This is a genomic window from Maribacter antarcticus DSM 21422 (assembly GCF_000621125.1).
GTDB lineage: Bacteria > Bacteroidota > Bacteroidia > Flavobacteriales > Flavobacteriaceae > Maribacter > Maribacter antarcticus.
The window spans coordinates 27,046-45,531 of record NZ_JHZC01000017.1 but is presented as its reverse complement, the minus strand read 5'-3'; the positions used below and the strand labels follow the sequence as shown (position 1 = coordinate 45,531).

At 37.0% G+C, this 18,486-nt stretch carries 14 protein-coding genes, 1 other RNA gene and 1 pseudogene; 11 read left to right on the top strand and 5 right to left on the bottom strand.

All coding sequences use genetic code 11. The annotated features are described in order from the left end of the window. Window positions 1-8: 8 nt before the first annotated feature. From Q360_RS0113635 to Q360_RS0113605, 8 genes and pseudogenes are all read left to right on the top strand, one after another. The gene (locus Q360_RS0113635; RefSeq protein ID WP_027077593.1) at window positions 9-1,202 is read left to right on the top strand and encodes an aspartate aminotransferase family protein; all 1,194 of its coding nucleotides are present in this window, start codon (window positions 9-11) and stop codon (window positions 1,200-1,202) included. A gap of 85 nt (window positions 1,203-1,287) precedes the next feature. After that, complete coding sequence (locus Q360_RS0113630; protein WP_027077592.1) at window positions 1,288-2,688, top strand: tetratricopeptide repeat protein; 1,401 nt, start codon at window positions 1,288-1,290, stop codon at window positions 2,686-2,688. A gap of 19 nt (window positions 2,689-2,707) precedes the next feature. Then, window positions 2,708-3,622, top strand: a complete 915-nt coding sequence (locus tag Q360_RS0113625; protein WP_027077591.1) for a DUF368 domain-containing protein — start codon at window positions 2,708-2,710, stop codon at window positions 3,620-3,622. A gap of 12 nt (window positions 3,623-3,634) precedes the next feature. Further along, window positions 3,635-4,654 carry a DUF368 domain-containing protein gene (locus Q360_RS0113620; RefSeq protein WP_027077590.1) on the top strand — a complete coding sequence of 340 codons (1,020 nt, stop codon included), beginning with the start codon at window positions 3,635-3,637 and terminating at the stop codon, window positions 4,652-4,654. Then, the gene (locus Q360_RS0113615; RefSeq protein WP_027077589.1) at window positions 4,626-5,378 is read left to right on the top strand and encodes a shikimate dehydrogenase family protein; all 753 of its coding nucleotides are present in this window, start codon (window positions 4,626-4,628) and stop codon (window positions 5,376-5,378) included. The genes Q360_RS0113620 and Q360_RS0113615 overlap by 29 nt, the downstream gene beginning before the upstream one ends. Window positions 5,379-5,523: 145 nt before the next feature. Beyond that, complete coding sequence (locus Q360_RS0113610; RefSeq protein ID WP_027077588.1) at window positions 5,524-7,731, top strand: DUF349 domain-containing protein; 2,208 nt, start codon at window positions 5,524-5,526, stop codon at window positions 7,729-7,731. Window positions 7,732-8,259: 528 nt separating this feature from the next. Continuing rightward, window positions 8,260-8,409: pseudogene (locus tag Q360_RS27460) on the top strand (DUF3124 domain-containing protein); the annotation flags it as partial. A gap of 695 nt (window positions 8,410-9,104) precedes the next feature. Continuing rightward, complete coding sequence (locus Q360_RS0113605) at window positions 9,105-9,431, top strand: hypothetical protein (RefSeq protein WP_027077587.1); 327 nt, start codon at window positions 9,105-9,107, stop codon at window positions 9,429-9,431. Between the two features lie 57 nt (window positions 9,432-9,488). On the opposite strand, the gene rny is transcribed toward Q360_RS0113605, so the two are convergent. The 4 genes from rny to Q360_RS0113590 all read right to left on the bottom strand — a co-directional run bounded on the left by rny (window position 9,489) and on the right by Q360_RS0113590 (window position 11,871). Next, window positions 9,489-11,057: a ribonuclease Y gene (gene rny, locus Q360_RS0113600; protein ID WP_027077586.1), complete on the bottom strand. Its 1,569-nt coding sequence runs from the start codon at window positions 11,055-11,057 to the stop codon at window positions 9,489-9,491. A gap of 45 nt (window positions 11,058-11,102) precedes the next feature. Continuing rightward, window positions 11,103-11,213: non-coding RNA, 6S RNA (gene ssrS, locus Q360_RS25295), on the bottom strand. Between the two features lie 58 nt (window positions 11,214-11,271). Beyond that, window positions 11,272-11,568, bottom strand: a complete 297-nt coding sequence (locus tag Q360_RS0113595) for a cell division protein ZapA (RefSeq protein WP_027077585.1) — start codon at window positions 11,566-11,568, stop codon at window positions 11,272-11,274. 12 nt (window positions 11,569-11,580) lie between these two features. Next, window positions 11,581-11,871, bottom strand: a complete 291-nt coding sequence (locus Q360_RS0113590; RefSeq protein ID WP_027077584.1) for a hypothetical protein — start codon at window positions 11,869-11,871, stop codon at window positions 11,581-11,583. 191 nt (window positions 11,872-12,062) lie between these two features. On the opposite strand from Q360_RS0113590, the gene Q360_RS0113585 reads away from it, so the two are divergent. Genes Q360_RS0113585 through Q360_RS0113575 form a run of 3 tightly spaced genes read left to right on the top strand, consistent with a single transcriptional unit; the run spans window position 12,063 to window position 16,888 of the window. Next, entirely contained in the window at window positions 12,063-13,754 is a 1,692-nt protein-coding gene (locus Q360_RS0113585; RefSeq protein WP_027077583.1) for a M23 family metallopeptidase, read from the top strand. A 5-nt stretch (window positions 13,755-13,759) separates the two neighbouring features. After that, window positions 13,760-16,225: a TonB-dependent receptor gene (locus tag Q360_RS0113580; protein WP_245603265.1), complete on the top strand. Its 2,466-nt coding sequence runs from the start codon at window positions 13,760-13,762 to the stop codon at window positions 16,223-16,225. 9 nt (window positions 16,226-16,234) lie between these two features. After that, entirely contained in the window at window positions 16,235-16,888 is a 654-nt protein-coding gene (locus Q360_RS0113575) for a hypothetical protein (RefSeq protein WP_027077581.1), read from the top strand. A gap of 165 nt (window positions 16,889-17,053) precedes the next feature. On the opposite strand, the gene Q360_RS0113570 is transcribed toward Q360_RS0113575, so the two are convergent. Then, window positions 17,054-18,202, bottom strand: a complete 1,149-nt coding sequence (locus Q360_RS0113570; protein WP_027077580.1) for a cysteine desulfurase family protein — start codon at window positions 18,200-18,202, stop codon at window positions 17,054-17,056. Between the last annotated feature and the right edge of the window lie 284 nt (window positions 18,203-18,486).

Below are 18,486 nucleotides of genomic sequence, written 5' to 3'. Positions count from 1 at the left end.
CTATCTATATGACTTCTGATTTTTTAAAATATCAAGCCCAAACTACACCGTATCCCTTGGGAATCGTAGTATCCCACGCACAAGGTAGTTATATTTATGATACAGAAGGAAACGCACATCTGGACTTCGTTGCTGGAGTATCCGCTTGTGGATTAGGACATTGCCACCCAAAGATTGTGGCTGCCGTACAAGAACAAGCCACCAAATATATGCATGTAATGGTGTATGGGGAATACGAACAAGGGCCAGCGGTAGACTATGCCAAACTTTTAGCAAATAGCCTCCCTGCCCAATTAAACTCCACCTACCTCGTTAACTCAGGAACAGAAGCTATAGAAGGCGCCATAAAGTTAGCGAGAAGATACACAGGAAGAAGCGAAATTATTGCAGCGCACCATGCCTATCACGGCAATACTATGGGAAGTCTGAGTCTTATGGGCTACGAAGAACGTAAAAGTTCTTTCCGGCCATTGATACCTGATGTTGCCTTTATCCATTTTAATATAGAAGTTGAACTAAAGCGTATTACCGAAAAAACGGCCTGTGTTGTTTTGGAAACCATTCAAGGAGGTGCGGGTTTTATACTTCCAAAGAATCAGTATCTAGAAAAAGTAAGACAACGCTGTACTCAAGTCGGCGCATTGTTGGTGTTAGACGAGATACAACCAGGATTCGGTCGCACAGGAAAACTCTTCGCTTTTGAACACTTTAACTGTATTCCAGATATTTTAGTTATGGGCAAAGGTATGGCTTCTGGCCTGCCTGTTGGTGCGTTTACAGCAAGCAGGGAACTTATGCAATCCCTTCAAGCTAATCCTAAATTAGGTCATATTACTACGTTTGGCGGTAACCCGGTAATAGCCGCCTCATGCTTAGCTACTTTGAACGAGTTGTTACAAACGAATTTGATTCAGGAAACCTTGGAAAAAGAAAAACTCTTCAGAACACTACTTGTTCATCCTTCGATAAAGGAAATAAGAGGAAAAGGACTGATGCTGGCCTTGATTATGGAAAATGGGGAAAAAGCGAACGAATTAGTCCTTCGGGCAAAAGAAAACAAACTCATCCTTTTTTGGCTTTTATTCGAACCCAGTGCGGTACGCATATCTCCTCCCCTAACCATATCAAATGCCGAGATTAAAAAAGGATGTAGTCTAATACTTTCTATTTTAAATAGCCCACAACAACACCCTGTTAACTAATTTGTTAATAATATAGAGCTAGGGTATCTCCAATAACATCTTCAAAGGCTTACTTTTATTTTAATAGTTGAACCAAAAAGTTTCTATGGCGTTAGAATCTAGCGAAAGACCTGACCGACCCATTACCAAGTTCGAATCGATGTTAAAGACAGACGATGTCTATTTCTTTGATGCCGAAGACTTTGAGGATATTATACACCATTATCTGAACAATGGTAAAATCTCCTTAGCAAAAAAAGGTATTAAAATTGGGCTACAACAACACCCCGATTCTATTGAGTTAAAACTGTTACAAGTAGAAGTAATGGTATTTGAAAATAATCTATTGGACGCCGAAAAGCTGTTGGACGAACTACAAGTATTGGACGCCAACAACGAAGAGATTTATATACAACGCGCTAATATTTATTCTAAAAAGGACAACCATGAGGGCGCCGTTGATCTTTTACAACAGGCATTGGAACTTTCACCGGACTCCATAGACATTTACTCGCTTTTAGGTATGGAGTACTTATTTATGGACGAATTTAAAATGGCCAGACAAAGTTTTATAAAATGCGTGGATTTTGATGAGCAAGATTATTCATCGCTGTATAACGTAATTTACTGTTTCGAATATTTAGAGGATTTTGATGGCGCTATAGTTTATCTAAACCAATACTTAGAACATAATCCGTATTGTGAAGTTGCATGGCATCAGCTAGGTAAACAATACTACTGTAAGGAAATGTATTCGGAAGCACTGGCGGCATTTGACTTCGCCATTATCTCCGATGATACGTTTATAGGTGCTTATTTTGAAAAAGGTAAAGTCCTTGAGAAACTAGGGCAATATACAGAAGCCATAGAAAACTACGAGACAACCATATCTATCGAAGACCCTACATCCCATGCTTTTCTACGGATTGGTAAATGCTATGAAAAGTTAAATAACAGTGAGATGGCCAAGTACTATTTCTATCAAACTGTGCACGAGGACCCCATGTTGGACAAAGGTTGGTTGGCCATTACAAATTACTATTTCAGAATAAAGAATTACAAAAAATCGCTTTTCTACATCAATAAAGCTTTGAATATAGACGGTGGCAACCCACTCTATTGGAAAAAATGTGCCAAAATACAAGTAGCGCTTAAAGATTTTGACCAAGCCTATTTCGCTTTTAAACAAACCGTTGATTTGGGAAACTACGAATTGGATACTTGGCTAAAATGGGCAGAAGTAGCGCAAAAGAATGGTGACCTTGATGGTGCGTTGCAAATTCTTAAACAAGGAAAAGAGTTTTATCCAAAAAACCTGAAAATTCTTTACATGAGTGTTGGATTCCTTCTATTAGCTGGGGATCGTATTAACGCAAGAATTACGTTGTTGGATGCACTTAGATTGGACAAAAAGACTAAAAAAATACATCTCTTCCAAAACCAATTTCCTCAGTTTGGGACTTCCGAATGGTTAAAAACGATAGTGACCGATTCAAAAAAAGCCTAAACCCCAGTTATAGTTATTTATGGAGAAGCGAACGTATTTGCAGTATCTTTTTATTACCCTTAAAGGAATGGCTATGGGTATTGCAGAATTGGTGCCAGGTGTTTCCGGAGGCACAATAGCTTTTGTCACCGGAATTTATGAAGAATTTATTTCATCTATAAACAACGTGAACCTTTCCACATTTAAAACCCTAAAAAATGAAGGTTTTATAGCATTTTGGAACAAACTGAATGGTAGCTTTCTTTTAGTACTATTCATAGGAATGATGATAAGTATCCTATCTTTTTCTAAACTTGTTACATGGCTACTAGAATTTCACCCCATCCCAATATGGGCGTTTTTCTTTGGTCTTGTTTTGGCCAGTGTCATATTCGTAGCAAAGGCCATAACCAAATGGAATGTCCTATCTCTAGTTTTATTCACATTAGGAACCGTGGTTGCATTTTATATTACAACCCTGCCACCCTCCGCAAATACGGATAGCTTACCTTTCTTATTCTTTTCAGGAGCATTAGCGATTTGTGCCATGGTGCTGCCTGGAATTTCTGGTTCTTTTATATTGGTACTTCTTGGCTCCTACAAAACTATTCTCGACGCTGTGAACGAAAAGGACCTTAAAATTGTGATTACCGTAGGTTTAGGTGCTGTTTTTGGAATACTGAGTTTTGCAAGACTTTTAAAATGGATGTTTAAAAACTACAAGGATGCAACGCTCGCCGTACTTACCGGTTTCATTTTAGGATCATTAAATAAAATTTGGCCTTGGAAGCATATACTTGAGGTAATTCAGATAGGCAAAAAAGAAATAATTATAGACGAGAATATTTCTCCATTCCATTTTAATGGTAATCCTCAATTAACTTTTGCTATCGTGTCTGCCTTGATAGGTTTTTCCCTTATTTTTATACTGGAAAAAACAGCTTCTAAAAAGTAAGCACCCTAGTTCATGAACCAACCTAGAACCTTTACAGATAAAGTATTCCTTGTAATAAAGGGTCTTTGTATGGGCGCGGCCAACAAGGTTCCGGGAGTGTCTGGAGGAATTGTGGCATACGTAGGTGGTTTTTACGAAGAATTCATCTACTCCCTTCAAAAAATAAATGGTAAAGCATTTAAGCTTCTTTTCAGTGGTAGGTTTAAAAGTTTCTACAGGTATATAAACGGTTCTTTTTTAACTTTGCTCCTTTTTGGAATGCTGGTCAGCTATTTTAGTATTTCCAAAGTATTGGACTATTTTTTAGAACATAAGGAACTATATGTCTGGTCCGCATTTTTTGGTATGATTTTGGGCTCCATCTACTACATAGGAAAAGACTTTGACCATTGGACAAAAAAAACGATATCGGCAGCTTTTATTGGACTCTCAGTTGGTGTAGCCATTAGCTTTTTAAATCCAGCAACACAAAACGATAATTTATTCTTCATCTTTTTATGTGGTATGATAAGCGTTTCCGGAATGACCTTACCCGGACTCTCAGGTTCTTTTATACTCATACTTTTAGGCAATTATGTGTTACTCTTGGTAGATTCGGTCAACGCACTTTACCATACATTTTCTGAGCTACTGCAAGGTGATTTTAGCTTTATACACAATCCAGAGCGATTGACTACTTTAACCATACTAGCGGTTTTTACCGCTGGTTCGGCTACTGGACTTGTTACTTTGTCCCATATTCTAAGTTATGTGCTTAAGCATCACAAACATAAAACTACGGCGGTAATCCTTGGTTTTATTACGGGCTCTTTGGGTGTGGTTTGGCCTTGGAAAAGAACTGTTTACAAATTAGGAACAGAAAGCACTGCCCTAATAGATTCAAATGGAAAACGAATTATAGTAAACTACGAACGTTTTTTTCCGAACTTCCAAATATCCGAAACATGGTGGGCACTCTTCTTTGTTTTATTCGGGATAAGTATTTTATTAATTTTAGATTGGTATGGAAAAAACAGACGCAAAACAATTTAGGTTCGGCTTACTTGGAAAGAATATTTCCTACTCCTTTTCAAAAGGCTATTTTACAACTAAGTTTTCCGAGTTGGAGTTACCTCATTACAGCTATGAGAATTTTGACCTACAGGACATATCAGAATTTAAGGAAGTTTTAAAAAATACAGCTAATCTTATTGGCCTAAATGTTACCATACCATACAAAGAAGCTATCATTTCTTATTTGACCGAACTTGAACCATCCGCACTGGAAATTGGGGCGGTAAATACAATAAAAGTAAGTCCGTCTGGTTTAAAAGGATATAATACCGATGCTTACGGATTTCAAAGGTCTATTGAGCCGTATTTAAAGAAACACCACACTAAGGCACTTATTCTAGGAACGGGTGGCGCTTCAAAAGCCATTGCCTATGTCTTAAAAGAGCTAGAAATCGAATTTACATTTGTTTCGAGGACAGGAAAAAATAATGGCTATACCTATGAAACCCTAGACCAAAACATTATAGAGAGTTCTCGTTTAATTATTAATTGTTCCCCACAAGGCACGTTCCCTAATATAACAGAAAAACCAAAACTACCCTACGAGTATATCACCCAAAAGCACTTGCTGTTTGACCTAATCTACAACCCAGAAAAAACAGCCTTTCTTGCCCATGGGGAAGCAAAAGGAGCAACAATTTTAAATGGTTTTCGTATGTTGGAGCTACAAGCTGAAAAAGCTTGGGAAATCTGGAATAAGTAAGTGACTCAAACAATTTCTCCACCTATCTTCGATTACTTATACATATAGCAACAAAATACATACGATATTAGAAATCAAAAAGAACTTATATATTCTTTGCGGTTGTTTAGGTTGTTACTATCTTGTAAAACATAACACAAAGAAGATGTCTGAAGACAACGAACAAACAATACCTGAAAGCGAGGTAACAGAAAATAGCTCGGAAACTACCAGAACAGAAAAAGAAGTTTTGGAGAAAAATACCGATGTTCAGAATACTAAAACACTTAAAGGCGAGGTACCTTCCATAGCAGTGTCCTCTGAAGAAAAGTTAACTTCAAAAGAGGATGCAATACAGAACTCAGAACCGAAGGAGGAAACTGAAGCCGTAAGCCAGAACGATAATACTGATGATACGCTAGAAGAAAAAAATACAGAAGATATAGTAGTTTCAAACGACACTAAAAAAAGTAAAAAACCTACAAGTGAATTAAAAAAGGAATCTTCTAAACAGAACAAGGATGATGGAGATGGCCTTGATGAAATAGACAAAAATAACGCAGAAGATGCAGAGGATAAAGATACCGTCAAAAGACATCAGATTCCTGAATTGGACTACCATTCCATGTCTATGGAAAACTTGGTAGGAGAACTGCAACGGTTAATACGAAACGAAAAAGTACAGGCCATCAAAAAACACGCTGATGGAATACGGGATGAATTCAATTTAAAGTTCCAAGAATTTATCGATGAGAAAAAAGAGGAATTTATTTCTGGAGGTGGCACTGAAATAGACTTTAATTACAACTCTGTTACCAAAAGACAATTTAACGAAGTATATACAGAGTATCGGGAAAAACGAAATCAGCATTACAAGAGTCTTGAAAAAAGCCACAAAGAAAACTTAGCCAATAGGTTAGAGCTTATAGATAACCTTAAGTCCTTAGTGAATGTAGAAGAGGATATTAATACAACTTATAATAGTTTTAAAAGTATTCAGGAGAAATGGAAAACCGCTGGTCCCGTTCCACGAACTGAGTACAATAATGTCTGGAAAACCTACCAACACCATATAGAAATTTTTTACGACTTTTTAAATCTAAACAGGGAGTTGCGTGACCTTGATTTTAAGCATAACCTTGAGGAAAAGCAAAAAATTGTGGAACGAGCAGAGTCCTTGGCCATAGAGCCAGATTTAAATAGGGCATTTAGGGAATTGCAAGTTTTACATAAGATTTGGAAAGAGGATATTGGCCCTGTAGGAAAAGAGCACCGAGAAGAAATATGGGAACGTTTTAGCAAGGCTACCAAAACCATACATGGAAGAAGACAAGAATACTTTAAAGATTTAGATAAAGTACATGAGCAAAATCTGCATCAGAAAAAGCAAATCATTGAAGAAATAACGACCTTATCTGCCAATGCCTCCAACAGCCATGGTACTTTACAAAAACAGATAAAACAACTAGAGGCCTTACGGGAAGCATTTTTTAAAGCTGGCAAAGTACCACAAAAGGATAACGAAAGTACGTGGAACGCTTTTAAATCTTCGGTACGTATTTTCAACCGTAATAAAAATGCATTCTATAAAAACCTTAAAAAAGATCAAGACGAAAATTTAAATAAGAAAAGAGCCTTGTTAGAAGTTGCCATTTCCTTGAAGGATACCGAAGATTTTGATACGGCAACTGGCGAAATGAAGCGTATCCAAAACGAATGGAAAAGTATTGGACATGTACCACGCAAGTACTCTGATAAAATTTGGAAGGAATTTAAAGCTGCTTGCAATCATTATTTTGAAAGGTTCCATGCACTAAAGAACAAAGCAGATAATGAAGAGGTTGAAAATCTAAAAGAAAAAGAAGCTATTTTACTACGGCTAAAAGAATTTAAACTAACAGACAATAGGGATGAAAACTTAGCGACCATAAAAACCTTCATAACTGATTGGAAGAAATTTGGTCATGTTCCTTTCAAGCAAAAAAGTATCAATCAAAAGTTCAATAAAATAATCGATGCACTTTTTCATAAGCTAGACATTAGTAAACAGGAATCGGAATTATTAAAATATGGAAATAAGATTCAACGTCTTAAAGAGGACGACGACCAGGGAAGAGCCATACAAAACGAGCGTAGTTTTATACGTAAAAAAATAGACGAGAGTAAAAATGAGATTCGTCAGTTAGAAAACAACCTACAATTTTTCTCCAACGCATCTGAGGATAATCCGATTGTAAAGGATGTTATTAAAAAAGTGAATAGTCATAAAGAAGCGCTCGATTCTTGGATGGCAAAACTCAAAAAACTCAATATCTTAAAAAATAATCTTCAAAAAGAGGCAGAACAAGAAGCTACTTATTCCGGAGAGGAATAGCAACTTTTAAACCAACTTAAACCCTGCCTACCTTGTGTATTGCAGGGCTTTTTGCGCTATAATCGTTGGCGGTATTTATTTTTATTAAATCATGAAAACAACAAAAACAGAATACAATAGCCTTTCTTTTGTAAATAGGAATTGAATTATTTTTATAGCTTCAAAAAAATACTACTCTAATAGAAATCAAAAATAAAGAAGGTTAACTAGCAGACCTCGTTCAACTCATACATTAGTAGTATTTTCGAAAAAAGTTTTGTATTATTATTTAAGGCTATAATAAGCAGTACCAAAATCCTTTAAGACATGAAAAAACAGTTCGGTGTAGTTCTATACTATTGGTTGCATTGATACGCTATTATAAGTGCACTCCTGATAAAAAAACTCATGAATCAATTCCGACGTTTAATTGGAGCAATGAAGTAACACAGATTAACCATACCGATAGCTTATGCTACGGAGCCTCTTACTTATCTGTTTATTCAAATCTACAGTTATACATAACACACGTCATAAGACCTTACAGCTAAGGTCAGCATAAGAAATATTAGTGAGACAAATTCCATATACCTCTTAAAAGCCAATTATTATGACACAAAAGGTATTGCCATAGCATCTTATCTTAGTCAACAAATATCTATAAAAAGTATGGAGAAATTAGAGATAGCGATTGCGTAATCTGACATAAAGAGAGGTACAGAAGCTAACTTCATTTTTGAGTGGGCAACAGAACCTAATATTTCCGACCCACATTATTTGAAGCCGTAATAATTTCTACCTACGGACAACGAGACCTTTCATTTACGACACAAGGTAAACGTATAGAATAACAGAAATTATAACTACGCTGTTGTTTTTAATTGCGGTTATTAATTCTTTTATTCTTTATTGTAATCGGCCAACTGATTTTAGAAGGTATGGATATTTCTTAAGACGCCTTTCAGATTTCTGGTGAAGTAATTCTCTTTTTGTTCGCATTAATAATGATTTCTGGAGATGGTAAGCCTGAATCTGAGAAGCATTTGATTACACAGACTATAGGCCGTAACGCTTTTTTCCGGTAGCTATACCTTCCATTGCATCTCTAGGCGTAATTATGACTGTTATTTTCATAAGTGACAATCATATGTATGCTATTGAACAACAAGCTTTAACAACTTTTTGGTGTTAATTGTAATAGCAATAAAAAGCTTATTGCCATTTGCCGCCATCTATGTGCTGGACAAAATAGGAGCTTAGGGAATAACAGTAATAACTAAAATAATGGAACTAACTCTTGCCTCTTATGCAGTTCAAAGTATTCTTACTGGACTTAAGGATTTCTTTACGCTACAAAACCATTCAAACAGATAAAAGCTAAGTATATTTAAATAATGAAATATACTATGGTGTTAGGATTTATTCTTCTTCTCGCTAGTTTGCTGGATAAAAATGATGCGCAAGACCTTAAAAAAAATACTACTCAAACAGAACAAACCAGTACTAAGCAAAAAGCATTTATAGTCTTAAGAAACAACTGCAATACGTGTCACGCAACTAAAAGACAACTACAGCTATTTACCTTGTATAATATGGATAGTTTGCGATTAGAAATCAATACCCAAGTATTTATTACCAGAAAAATGCCGAAAGGAAAGAGAAACCAACTCTCGGAACAAGAAGAAATGAATCTAAAAAATTGGCTTAACGGTCTAAACTAAAAAAGAGCCGTTAAAAACGACACTTTTTTTTAATCCTCTCATCATGATGTACAAAACTTATTTTGCCACATTAACAGCTCGAGTTTCTCGAATCACCGTGACTTTTACTTGTCCAGGATAGGTCATATCTGTTTGTATTTTTTGAGAAATCTCAAAAGACAACTGCGCCGCTTTATCATCACTTACTTTTTCACTTTCTACAATAACTCGTAACTCCCTACCGGCCTGTATAGCGTAGGCTTTCTGTACCCCACCAAAACCAAAAGCAATTTCTTCTAAATCTTTTAACCGCTGAATATAAGAATCCAAGACTTGACGTCTTGCACCTGGTCTTGCACCACTAATGGCATCACAAACTTGTACAATCGGAGAAATCAAATTTTTCATTTCAATCTCGTCGTGGTGTGCACCAATGGCATTGCACACATCCGGTTTCTCGCCATATTTTTCTGCCCACTGCATACCTAAAATGGCGTGTGGTGTTTCTACCTCTGCCTCTGTATTTGGTACTTTACCAATGTCATGCAGCAAACCTGCACGTTTAGCAACTTTGGCATTCAAGCCCATTTCCGCTGCCATAACACCGCATAATTTTGACACCTCCCGAGAATGCTGTAGTAAATTTTGACCATAAGAAGAGCGATACTTCATTCTACCTACCGCTTTTATCAATTCTGGATGCAACCCATGAATACCTAAATCAATAACGGTACGCTTTCCTATATCTATAATTTCGGTCTCTATTTGCTTTTCTGTTTTCTTTACTATTTCCTCGATTCGTGCAGGGTGAATACGACCATCGGTCACCAATTTATGAAGGGATAACCGTGCTACTTCTCTACGAACAGAATCAAAACAAGAGAGTATAATTGCTTCAGGGGTATCATCAACAATAATTTCTACACCTGTTGCCGATTCCAATGCCCGTATGTTTCTACCTTCACGTCCTATAATCCTGCCTTTTACGTCGTCGGATTCTATATTAAAGACTGAGACGCAGTTTTCTACTGCTTCTTCGGTTCCTATGCGCTGTATTGTGTTAATTACTATTTTACGTGCTTCTTGCTGTGCCGTTAGCTTTGCCTCTTCTACCGTGGTCTGTATATAAACCATGGCATCAGATTTAGCGGTTTCTCGTAAACTCTCTATAAGTTGACTCTTGGCATCATCAGCCGAAAGTCCGGAGATAACCTCTAATTGCTGTATTTGGCTGTTATGCAATTTATCGACTTCGGACTGCTTTTTCTCAAAAAAATCCTTGCGATAATCAACATCTTTCAGCTTTTCATCTAACTGAGAGCTTAATTTTTTACCTCTTGCTAATTCGCTACTCACTTGGGATTCTTTGTCCCTAGTGCGTTTTTCGGATTCGTTAATCTTTCTATCCTTGCCTATAATTACCTTCTCATGCTCGGCCTTTAATTCCAAAAACTTCTCTTTGGCCTGTAAAATCTTGTCTCTTTTCAGGTTTTCCCCCTCTACCTTCGCTTCTTTTAAAAATCGGGCTGCTTCTTTCTTAGCGTTTGCAATGGTCTTGGAGGCTTTCCCCTTTTCCATAAACTTCGCAATTCCGAAGCCAACTGCCAATCCTATGATGGCGGCTATTATAATCATTGTACTGTCCATAGTTGTTTATATTAAAAAAAAGCCCACATTGGAGAAGTTTTGTACAAACTCCGGAAATCAGGTTTAGGGCTAACAGACTGATCAAGGATCCCTATACAAGTAGGGCTTGCTTTTACAATCTAAACTCACCCTTTTTAAAAAAAATAAATGTTGAGTTTGACAAAAGGTATTACCAATGTGGGCAGTAACTTAAATTAGTTTTTAAAGAACGTATTTACTGTGAAGCTAGCTTTGAATGCACCAAATCACTCAACGCCTGTAAACGTTGTTGAGCTTCTTGGGTTCCTTCTGTCTGATCTATACCTTTTTGCTCTATTTTAGAGGCAAACTGCAAAGCGCACATGGCCAAAACATCTTGTTTGTCCCTAACGGCATAATTCTGCTCAAATTTCTTGGCCAACTGTTCTATATTCTTAGCGGCCTTTCGCAAGCCTTCCTCTTGACTTGGATCTATCGTTAATGGATATACCCTGTCTGCAATGGAAAGCTTTATTTTGAGCTTATCTGACATATTATTTTAACATTATTCCGCAAGTTGAGTTACACAATAATCCAACTCACGTATTAACGTATTTATTTTAAGCTTTGCTTCTGTTTTATTCGTGTTAATCCCAAGCATTGAATTTGCAAGTTTGAGCGAATTATACTTTTCTTCCCAATCCGAAACCGATTTATCAGCTTTTTGTTGAACAGATTTTATCGAAACCAACTCGTTTTCCAGTTCTTCATTAAGCCGCTGCAACACCTCTAACTTATGAAGCAACTTACTAATCCTATTTTCTAAGGAGTCAACGATTTGTATTAATTCACTCATACAAAAAATTCGATGCAGTTTACACAAAGTTAACATTCATCCGAAGAATTAGCAATACTTTTTACGAATAATCTTTTAAGTATTTCACCAAGGCAATAAAACCAGATAAACAACAGGGGTTTTATACATTTACAACAAACCTTTCAAGAATTGGCTTGGTTTAATTATTTTCGCAGTAACTTTTTGCACTTATGAAGAACATTATCCAAAGCTTCTTACTCCTATTCATTACCCAAGTTATAGGACAAGCGATATATCCTAAACATACCTTTAGGCCTCCGTTGGACATACCCATAATCTTAGCGGGAACATTTGGGGAATTACGATTCAACCATTTTCATTCTGGTATAGACATTAAAACACAGCAGCGCGAGGGATTATCCGTATACGGTATTGGTAATGGTACCATTACACGTATAAAAGTGGCTTTGTGGGGCTATGGAAAAGTATTGTATGTGGCGCATCCGAACGGTTATACATCTGTTTACGGGCATTTACAAAAATTCTCTCCCAAGATAGAGCACTACATCAAGGAGATACAGTATCAAAGAAAGGCATATGAAGTGGAAGTTTTTCCTGACTATGGAGAACTTAAAATCGAGAAAGGAGAACTTATCGCTTACAGCGGTAACACAGGTGGATCTTCAGGACCACATGTTCATTTTGAAATTCGCAGTAGCGTATCGAAAAAACCAACAAACCCCTTACTCTACGGTATTGATGTTGCCGATGCCACGAACCCGATATTGGAAAAACTGTTTCTATACCCACTTTCCAAAAATGCACAAGTGAATAAAAGTGGAAATAGAATTCAGGTAAATTTTACCAAACAGAGTGATGGCACTTTTCTAGCCAATAAAGTACACGCCAGTGGTAAAATTGGGGTTGGTTTTATAGGATTTGACCGTCAAGATATGGCTGCAAATAGGAATGGGATATATGCAGCTTCACTTTCCGTAAACGGAAAAACATATTCGGCCTACGACTTTGAATCGTTTTCGTTTGGTGAGACAAGATATATAAATACCCTAATAGATTATGACTATTTTGGACGTTACCGGCAACGAATTCAAAAATTATTTAAATCGCCTGGAAACAAACTAAGTATCTATGAAGAATTATACAACAATGGAGAAATAGAAATTAGAGAGGGATTAAGTTATAATATTGAGATAAGCATCAAGGATTTTAAAGGAAATGTAGTGGTATTAAAAATACCTGTCGAAGGTAAAAATGAGGAACTCAAGATGCCAAAAGAAGAAAACAGCACGGATGATTACGTTATTGCCAAAAAACCAAATAATTATGATTTAGGCGGCGCAAAAGTATATTTTCCGTCTAATACTTTTTACGAGGACTTTTATATCGATTTAAAAAAAGGAAAAGATACGGTTAGCATTCACCGGAATACTGTACCCGCCCATCGCAACTTTACGATTACGTTCGATGCAACAAAATTTAGCAAAGAAGAACAAAAACAGTTATTTATAGCACGATTGGATAGTAAGTTACAACCCAGTTACGCAAGCACCTATAAACGTGCAGGTACTTTTACCACAAGAACAAGAAATTTAGGAACCTATACCTTAGTCAAGGATACTATTGTTCCTAAGATACGTGCCAAAAATTTCAAGGATAAACAGTGGCTCAACAATTATAAATATTTAAGTCTAACCATTTCTGATGACCTCAGTGGGGTTGACACCTATACTGCAACTTTGAACGGCAAATGGATTTTAATGGAATACGAGCCTAAAAGAAATACGCTAACCTATAATTTTGACGATAAGATTTTGGACCAGAAGCAATGTGTTCTCAAAGTCACCGTTACGGATAATGTAGGTAACGAGAATACTTTAAGTACCACATTTTTTAGAAAATAAACTATTTGAGATTTTGCAACGCTATTTTCACCCTCTTTCTACTGTGCCAGTTTAATAGCCTCGCGCAAACGGCCACAATTACCGGGGTTGTTCTTAACGAAGCCAATATTCCTTTATCCAATGTTAATATTTCTTCTGGCGCATTGGGCACAGCAACGGATAGTAATGGATTCTATGTCCTTAACATTTATGCCGATACGGAAACTCGAATTACCTTCTCTCACTTGGGTCACAAAAATCTTGTATTAGAAGGATTGTTATTGTCTACTAACGAAAACTTTGAATTTAGCCCCACACTTAAAATCACTATTGTTCAGGTAGCGGGCGTAACCATATCGCCAAGAGGAAGGAAAAAGGTTACAGGAATCACGACTATTTCACCGGAACAACTGCGTAAAATACCAGGTGCCAATGCCGGAGTGGAAAACATCTTGAAATTATTACCCAGCGTAAGCTCCAATAATGAATTGAGTACGCAGTATTCGGTAAGAGGGGGTAACTTTGATGAAAATCTTGTTTACGTAAATGAAATTGAAGTATACAGACCTTTTCTCATACGCTCAGCACAACAGGAAGGTCTAAGCTTTGTGAATAGTGGCATGGTAAAGGATGTAAGCTTTTCTTCAGGCGGATTCCAAGCCAAATATGGAGATAAACTTTCATCTGTGCTGGACATTGTCTACAAAACACCAACTACCTTTTCGCTTCAAGGAGATTTTAGTTTTTTGGGTGCAAGCGCGACGCTAGAAACCCGTTCTAAAAATAAAAAACTGAGTAGCATTTCCGGGTTCCGATATAGAAATAATGCCCTACTCGTGAACAGTCAACAAACACAAAGTAACTTTAATCCTGCATTTACAGATGTGCAAAGTTATTTGACCTATCGTTTTTCTAATAAATTTAACCTTAGCTTCTTAGGTAACCTTTCCGTAAACGTTTATACGAACGAACCCTTGAACCGACAAACAAATTTTGGAACACTACAAAACCCGAAGGCTTTAGCGGTTTTCTACGAAGGAAAAGAAGTAAACAGATACGCCACAGCCCTTGGTGCTTTTAAGGGTAATTATAAATTGAACGATAACACCACGCTAAAACTCATCACATCGCTTTATCACACAACCGAGGAAGAATATTCCGATGTAATTGCGTCTTACCGCTTAGGTCAAGTAGATGGTAATCTCGGAAGTGAAACACTAGGCGAAATTATTAGGCCCAGAGGAATCGGCTCCCAATTCAATAGATCTAGAAATGACCTGGACGCCCTAATATTCAACCTTAACCATAGAGGTATGCACAAACGTAAAAATCTGGTTATGGAATGGGGTGTTAAGTATACTCACGAAGACATCCGCGACCAACTTAGAGAGTCCGAATTTATAGATTCTTCTGAGTTTTCGGTACGTCCTCCACGCTCAGAATTCATCAATAACCAGCCCGAAGTACCTTTTGATGCTTCTCTAGAAGCTTTTGAAAGTATTACCGCTACTAATTTTGTAAAGACCAACCGCTTTTCAGGGTTTTTTCAGCTTGGAAAACAAACCAAATGGGGAGCACATGACATATACTACAATATGGGGATACGCAGCCAACACTGGACCGTTAGCGGTACCGATGTTGAAAAAGTTTCTCAAACCGTAGTAAGTCCTAGAGCGCAACTTGCCATAAAACCTGATTGGCAAAAGGATATACTTTTTAGGCTGTCCGGCGGAGTCTACCACCAACCACCATTTTACAGGGAGCTTAGGGATAGTTCAGGAATCATACGTCCGAATGTTAAGGCTCAAAAATCAGTTCATATCGTGGCGGGAAACGAATATAGTTTTTTACTTTGGAAACGGCCTTTCACCTTAATTAGCGAGGCCTACTATAAACATTTGACGAACGTAAATCCATATACTATAGAAGATGTTCGCATACGCTATTCAGCAACCAACGATGCCAAAGCATACGTATACGGAGCAGAGTTGCGTCTAAACGGTGCCTTTGTTCCAGGAACCGAATCCTGGGTTAGCTTGGGCTATTTAAAAACAGAAGAGAACCGAAACGAACGTGGCTATATTTCAAGACCCACGGATCAGCGGTTTAAATTAGGAATTCTGTTCCAAGATTATATTCCAAACATACCTGATTTAAAAATGTACCTGAACCTTGTGTACAGCACTGGGGTACCGGGCGGGTCACCTAGTTATGCTAATCCTTATATTTTTCAGAATAGATTAAGAGATTATAAACGGGCAGATTTAGGAATTTCCTATATTTTTGTAGGCCAAAACAAAATGTACGGCTCCAATCATTGGCTCCGTTCGTTCAAAGAATTAAGTATTGGTTTTGAAATTTTTAATCTTTTCAACAACCAAAACTCTATTACTAATACTTGGGTCAGAGACGTGGACAGCAAAAACGAATTTGCAGTTCCCAACTTTTTAACCTCCCGGGTATTGAACCTTAGATTGCAAATGCGACTTTAACAAAACAACATGTATAAATTTATATTTTTAATTGCTTTCTGCACTTCTCTTTCGGTACAAGGACAAAAGAACATCTATGAAAGTACTCGATTCGATGAACTAAGCACTAGTCATAGTACACTTGCTATTTTACCCTTTCTCACCAATTTAGACCTAAAAAACCAAATGAGTCAAAAGGATTTAATATCATTAGAAGAAAAAGAAGGATATGCAGTACAGAATGCTCTAGAGACCTATTTTTCCAAACGGGGAAAAAAGAAAAAGTTACCGGTAGAATTTCAAAATACCAAGAACACAAAGGCCATCTTATCCCAAAATGGGATTACCTATAAAAATATAGATGTCTATACCATGAAACAGCTTAGCGAAATGTTAGGCGTGGATGGTATCATAAGTGGCACCCTAGATCTTAATGTACTATTATCGAAGGGTGTTCCAACAGACTTCAGTTTTACAGATTACTTTTCTGGAAACGCTAATTATGGTCGTATAGGTGTTAAAATAAGTGATGGCAATACGGGCAAACTCTTATGGAAATATGAGAAACAAATCAATAAAAAAACTGGCAAAAACACAACCGATCTTATTGAGAGAATGATGAAGCTCGCCATTCGAAAATTCCCCTACGAGCGTGAACGAAATAAAGACAGGAAGTTAAAGTAACTTACTGTCTTTGATTCTTCAAAACGGAAATCAGGTACACTCCATATTGTCTAACTAACATCTATGTATTCCATTAAACTTTTATCTGCTCATCTTTCTTTTTAGAACACATAGAACAGAGTAAACCTGTTTATCGCGAAAACATTTTAAAAAAATAGCATTGTATTATTGTATCATAAATTCCTTCAAAACTCCGACAGTATAGTCAATATTCTCTTTGGTGTTATACTTTGAGAAAGAAAAACGAAGGGAAGGTTTTTTCATGTCTTCCTCGGAAAGAATTTCAGATAGTACGTGAGAACCTTTATCACTACCAGATTGGCATGCACTACCCTTAGAGCAAGCGATACCCTTAATGTCCAAATGAAACAATAACATCAATGCCTTTTCCGGTTGCACGGGTAAGCATACGTTTACCAAGGTATAGGTACTATTGTCCATATCTCCAGACAAGCCATTGAACCTTGCTCCTGGAATTTCGTTTTCTATTTTCTGAATAAAATATTGCTTTAAATCTGTAACGTAATTTTGTTCCTCCTCTAGGTTTTTATACGCTAAAACAAACGCTTCCTCTAAACCCACGATATTATGAAAAGATTCGGTTCCTGCCCTAAATCCGCGTTCTTGAGACCCTCCAGATATCATGCATCCCAGCCCAGAATTTTTTCTGATATAAGCGAAACCTATTCCTTTTGGTCCGTGAAATTTATGAGCAGCAGCAGCTAAAAAATCTACCGGTGTACTTTTTACATCCCATTCATAGTGTCCTATGGACTGGACCGTGTCCGAATGCACAAGGGCCCCATGCTCTTTTGCCATCACGGAGATAGCATGGATATCCACTTTATTCCCTATCTCATTATTAATATGCATTATGCTTACTAGCTTTTTAGAATCGTCCTTGGATAATAGCGTCTGCAAGTGAGCCATATCAGGATTTCCGTCTGCGTTCAAATTCACAAAGCACAGATTTACCAATCCTTTCTCATGGAGTTCTTCCACCGTATGGAGCACGGCATGGTGTTCTATTTTAGTCGTAATTATGGTTTGCACCCCTAAGTCTCGAACCGCACATCTAAGAATCATATTATCTGCCTCTGTACCTCCTGAAGTGAAAATAATCTCCGACGGAAAAGCGTTCATTTGTTTGGCAATAGTTTTTCTGGCACTTTCTATAGCTGTCTTTGCAGTTCTTCCAAAGCTGTGGGTAGATGATGGATTACCATAGGAAGTAGCCAAAGCATCTTGCATTATATCAATAACCTCTTTCCTAACTTGAGTCGTGGCAGCATTATCCAGATATACATTTTTCATTTTTGATCCGCGTTTTTAAAATGACTTTCGATTAAATTATTTTACCTAATCGATGTTAACAACATTAGAGTGACCTGTTTAGAAGAAAAAAGATTAAAATGGCTTCTTTTTTCCAAAATTCCCTTATAGTTTTCAAAAATAATTCAAATAAAGTTAAATTACCTGTAAATGGTTTTAAACCTATCTACGGATACCCCATATTTACATTAAATTTGATTTATAAGAGCTCATACTGGGCATTTAACCAACTAACGGCAGAGCCAAACAATGTAAACAAGTTTATA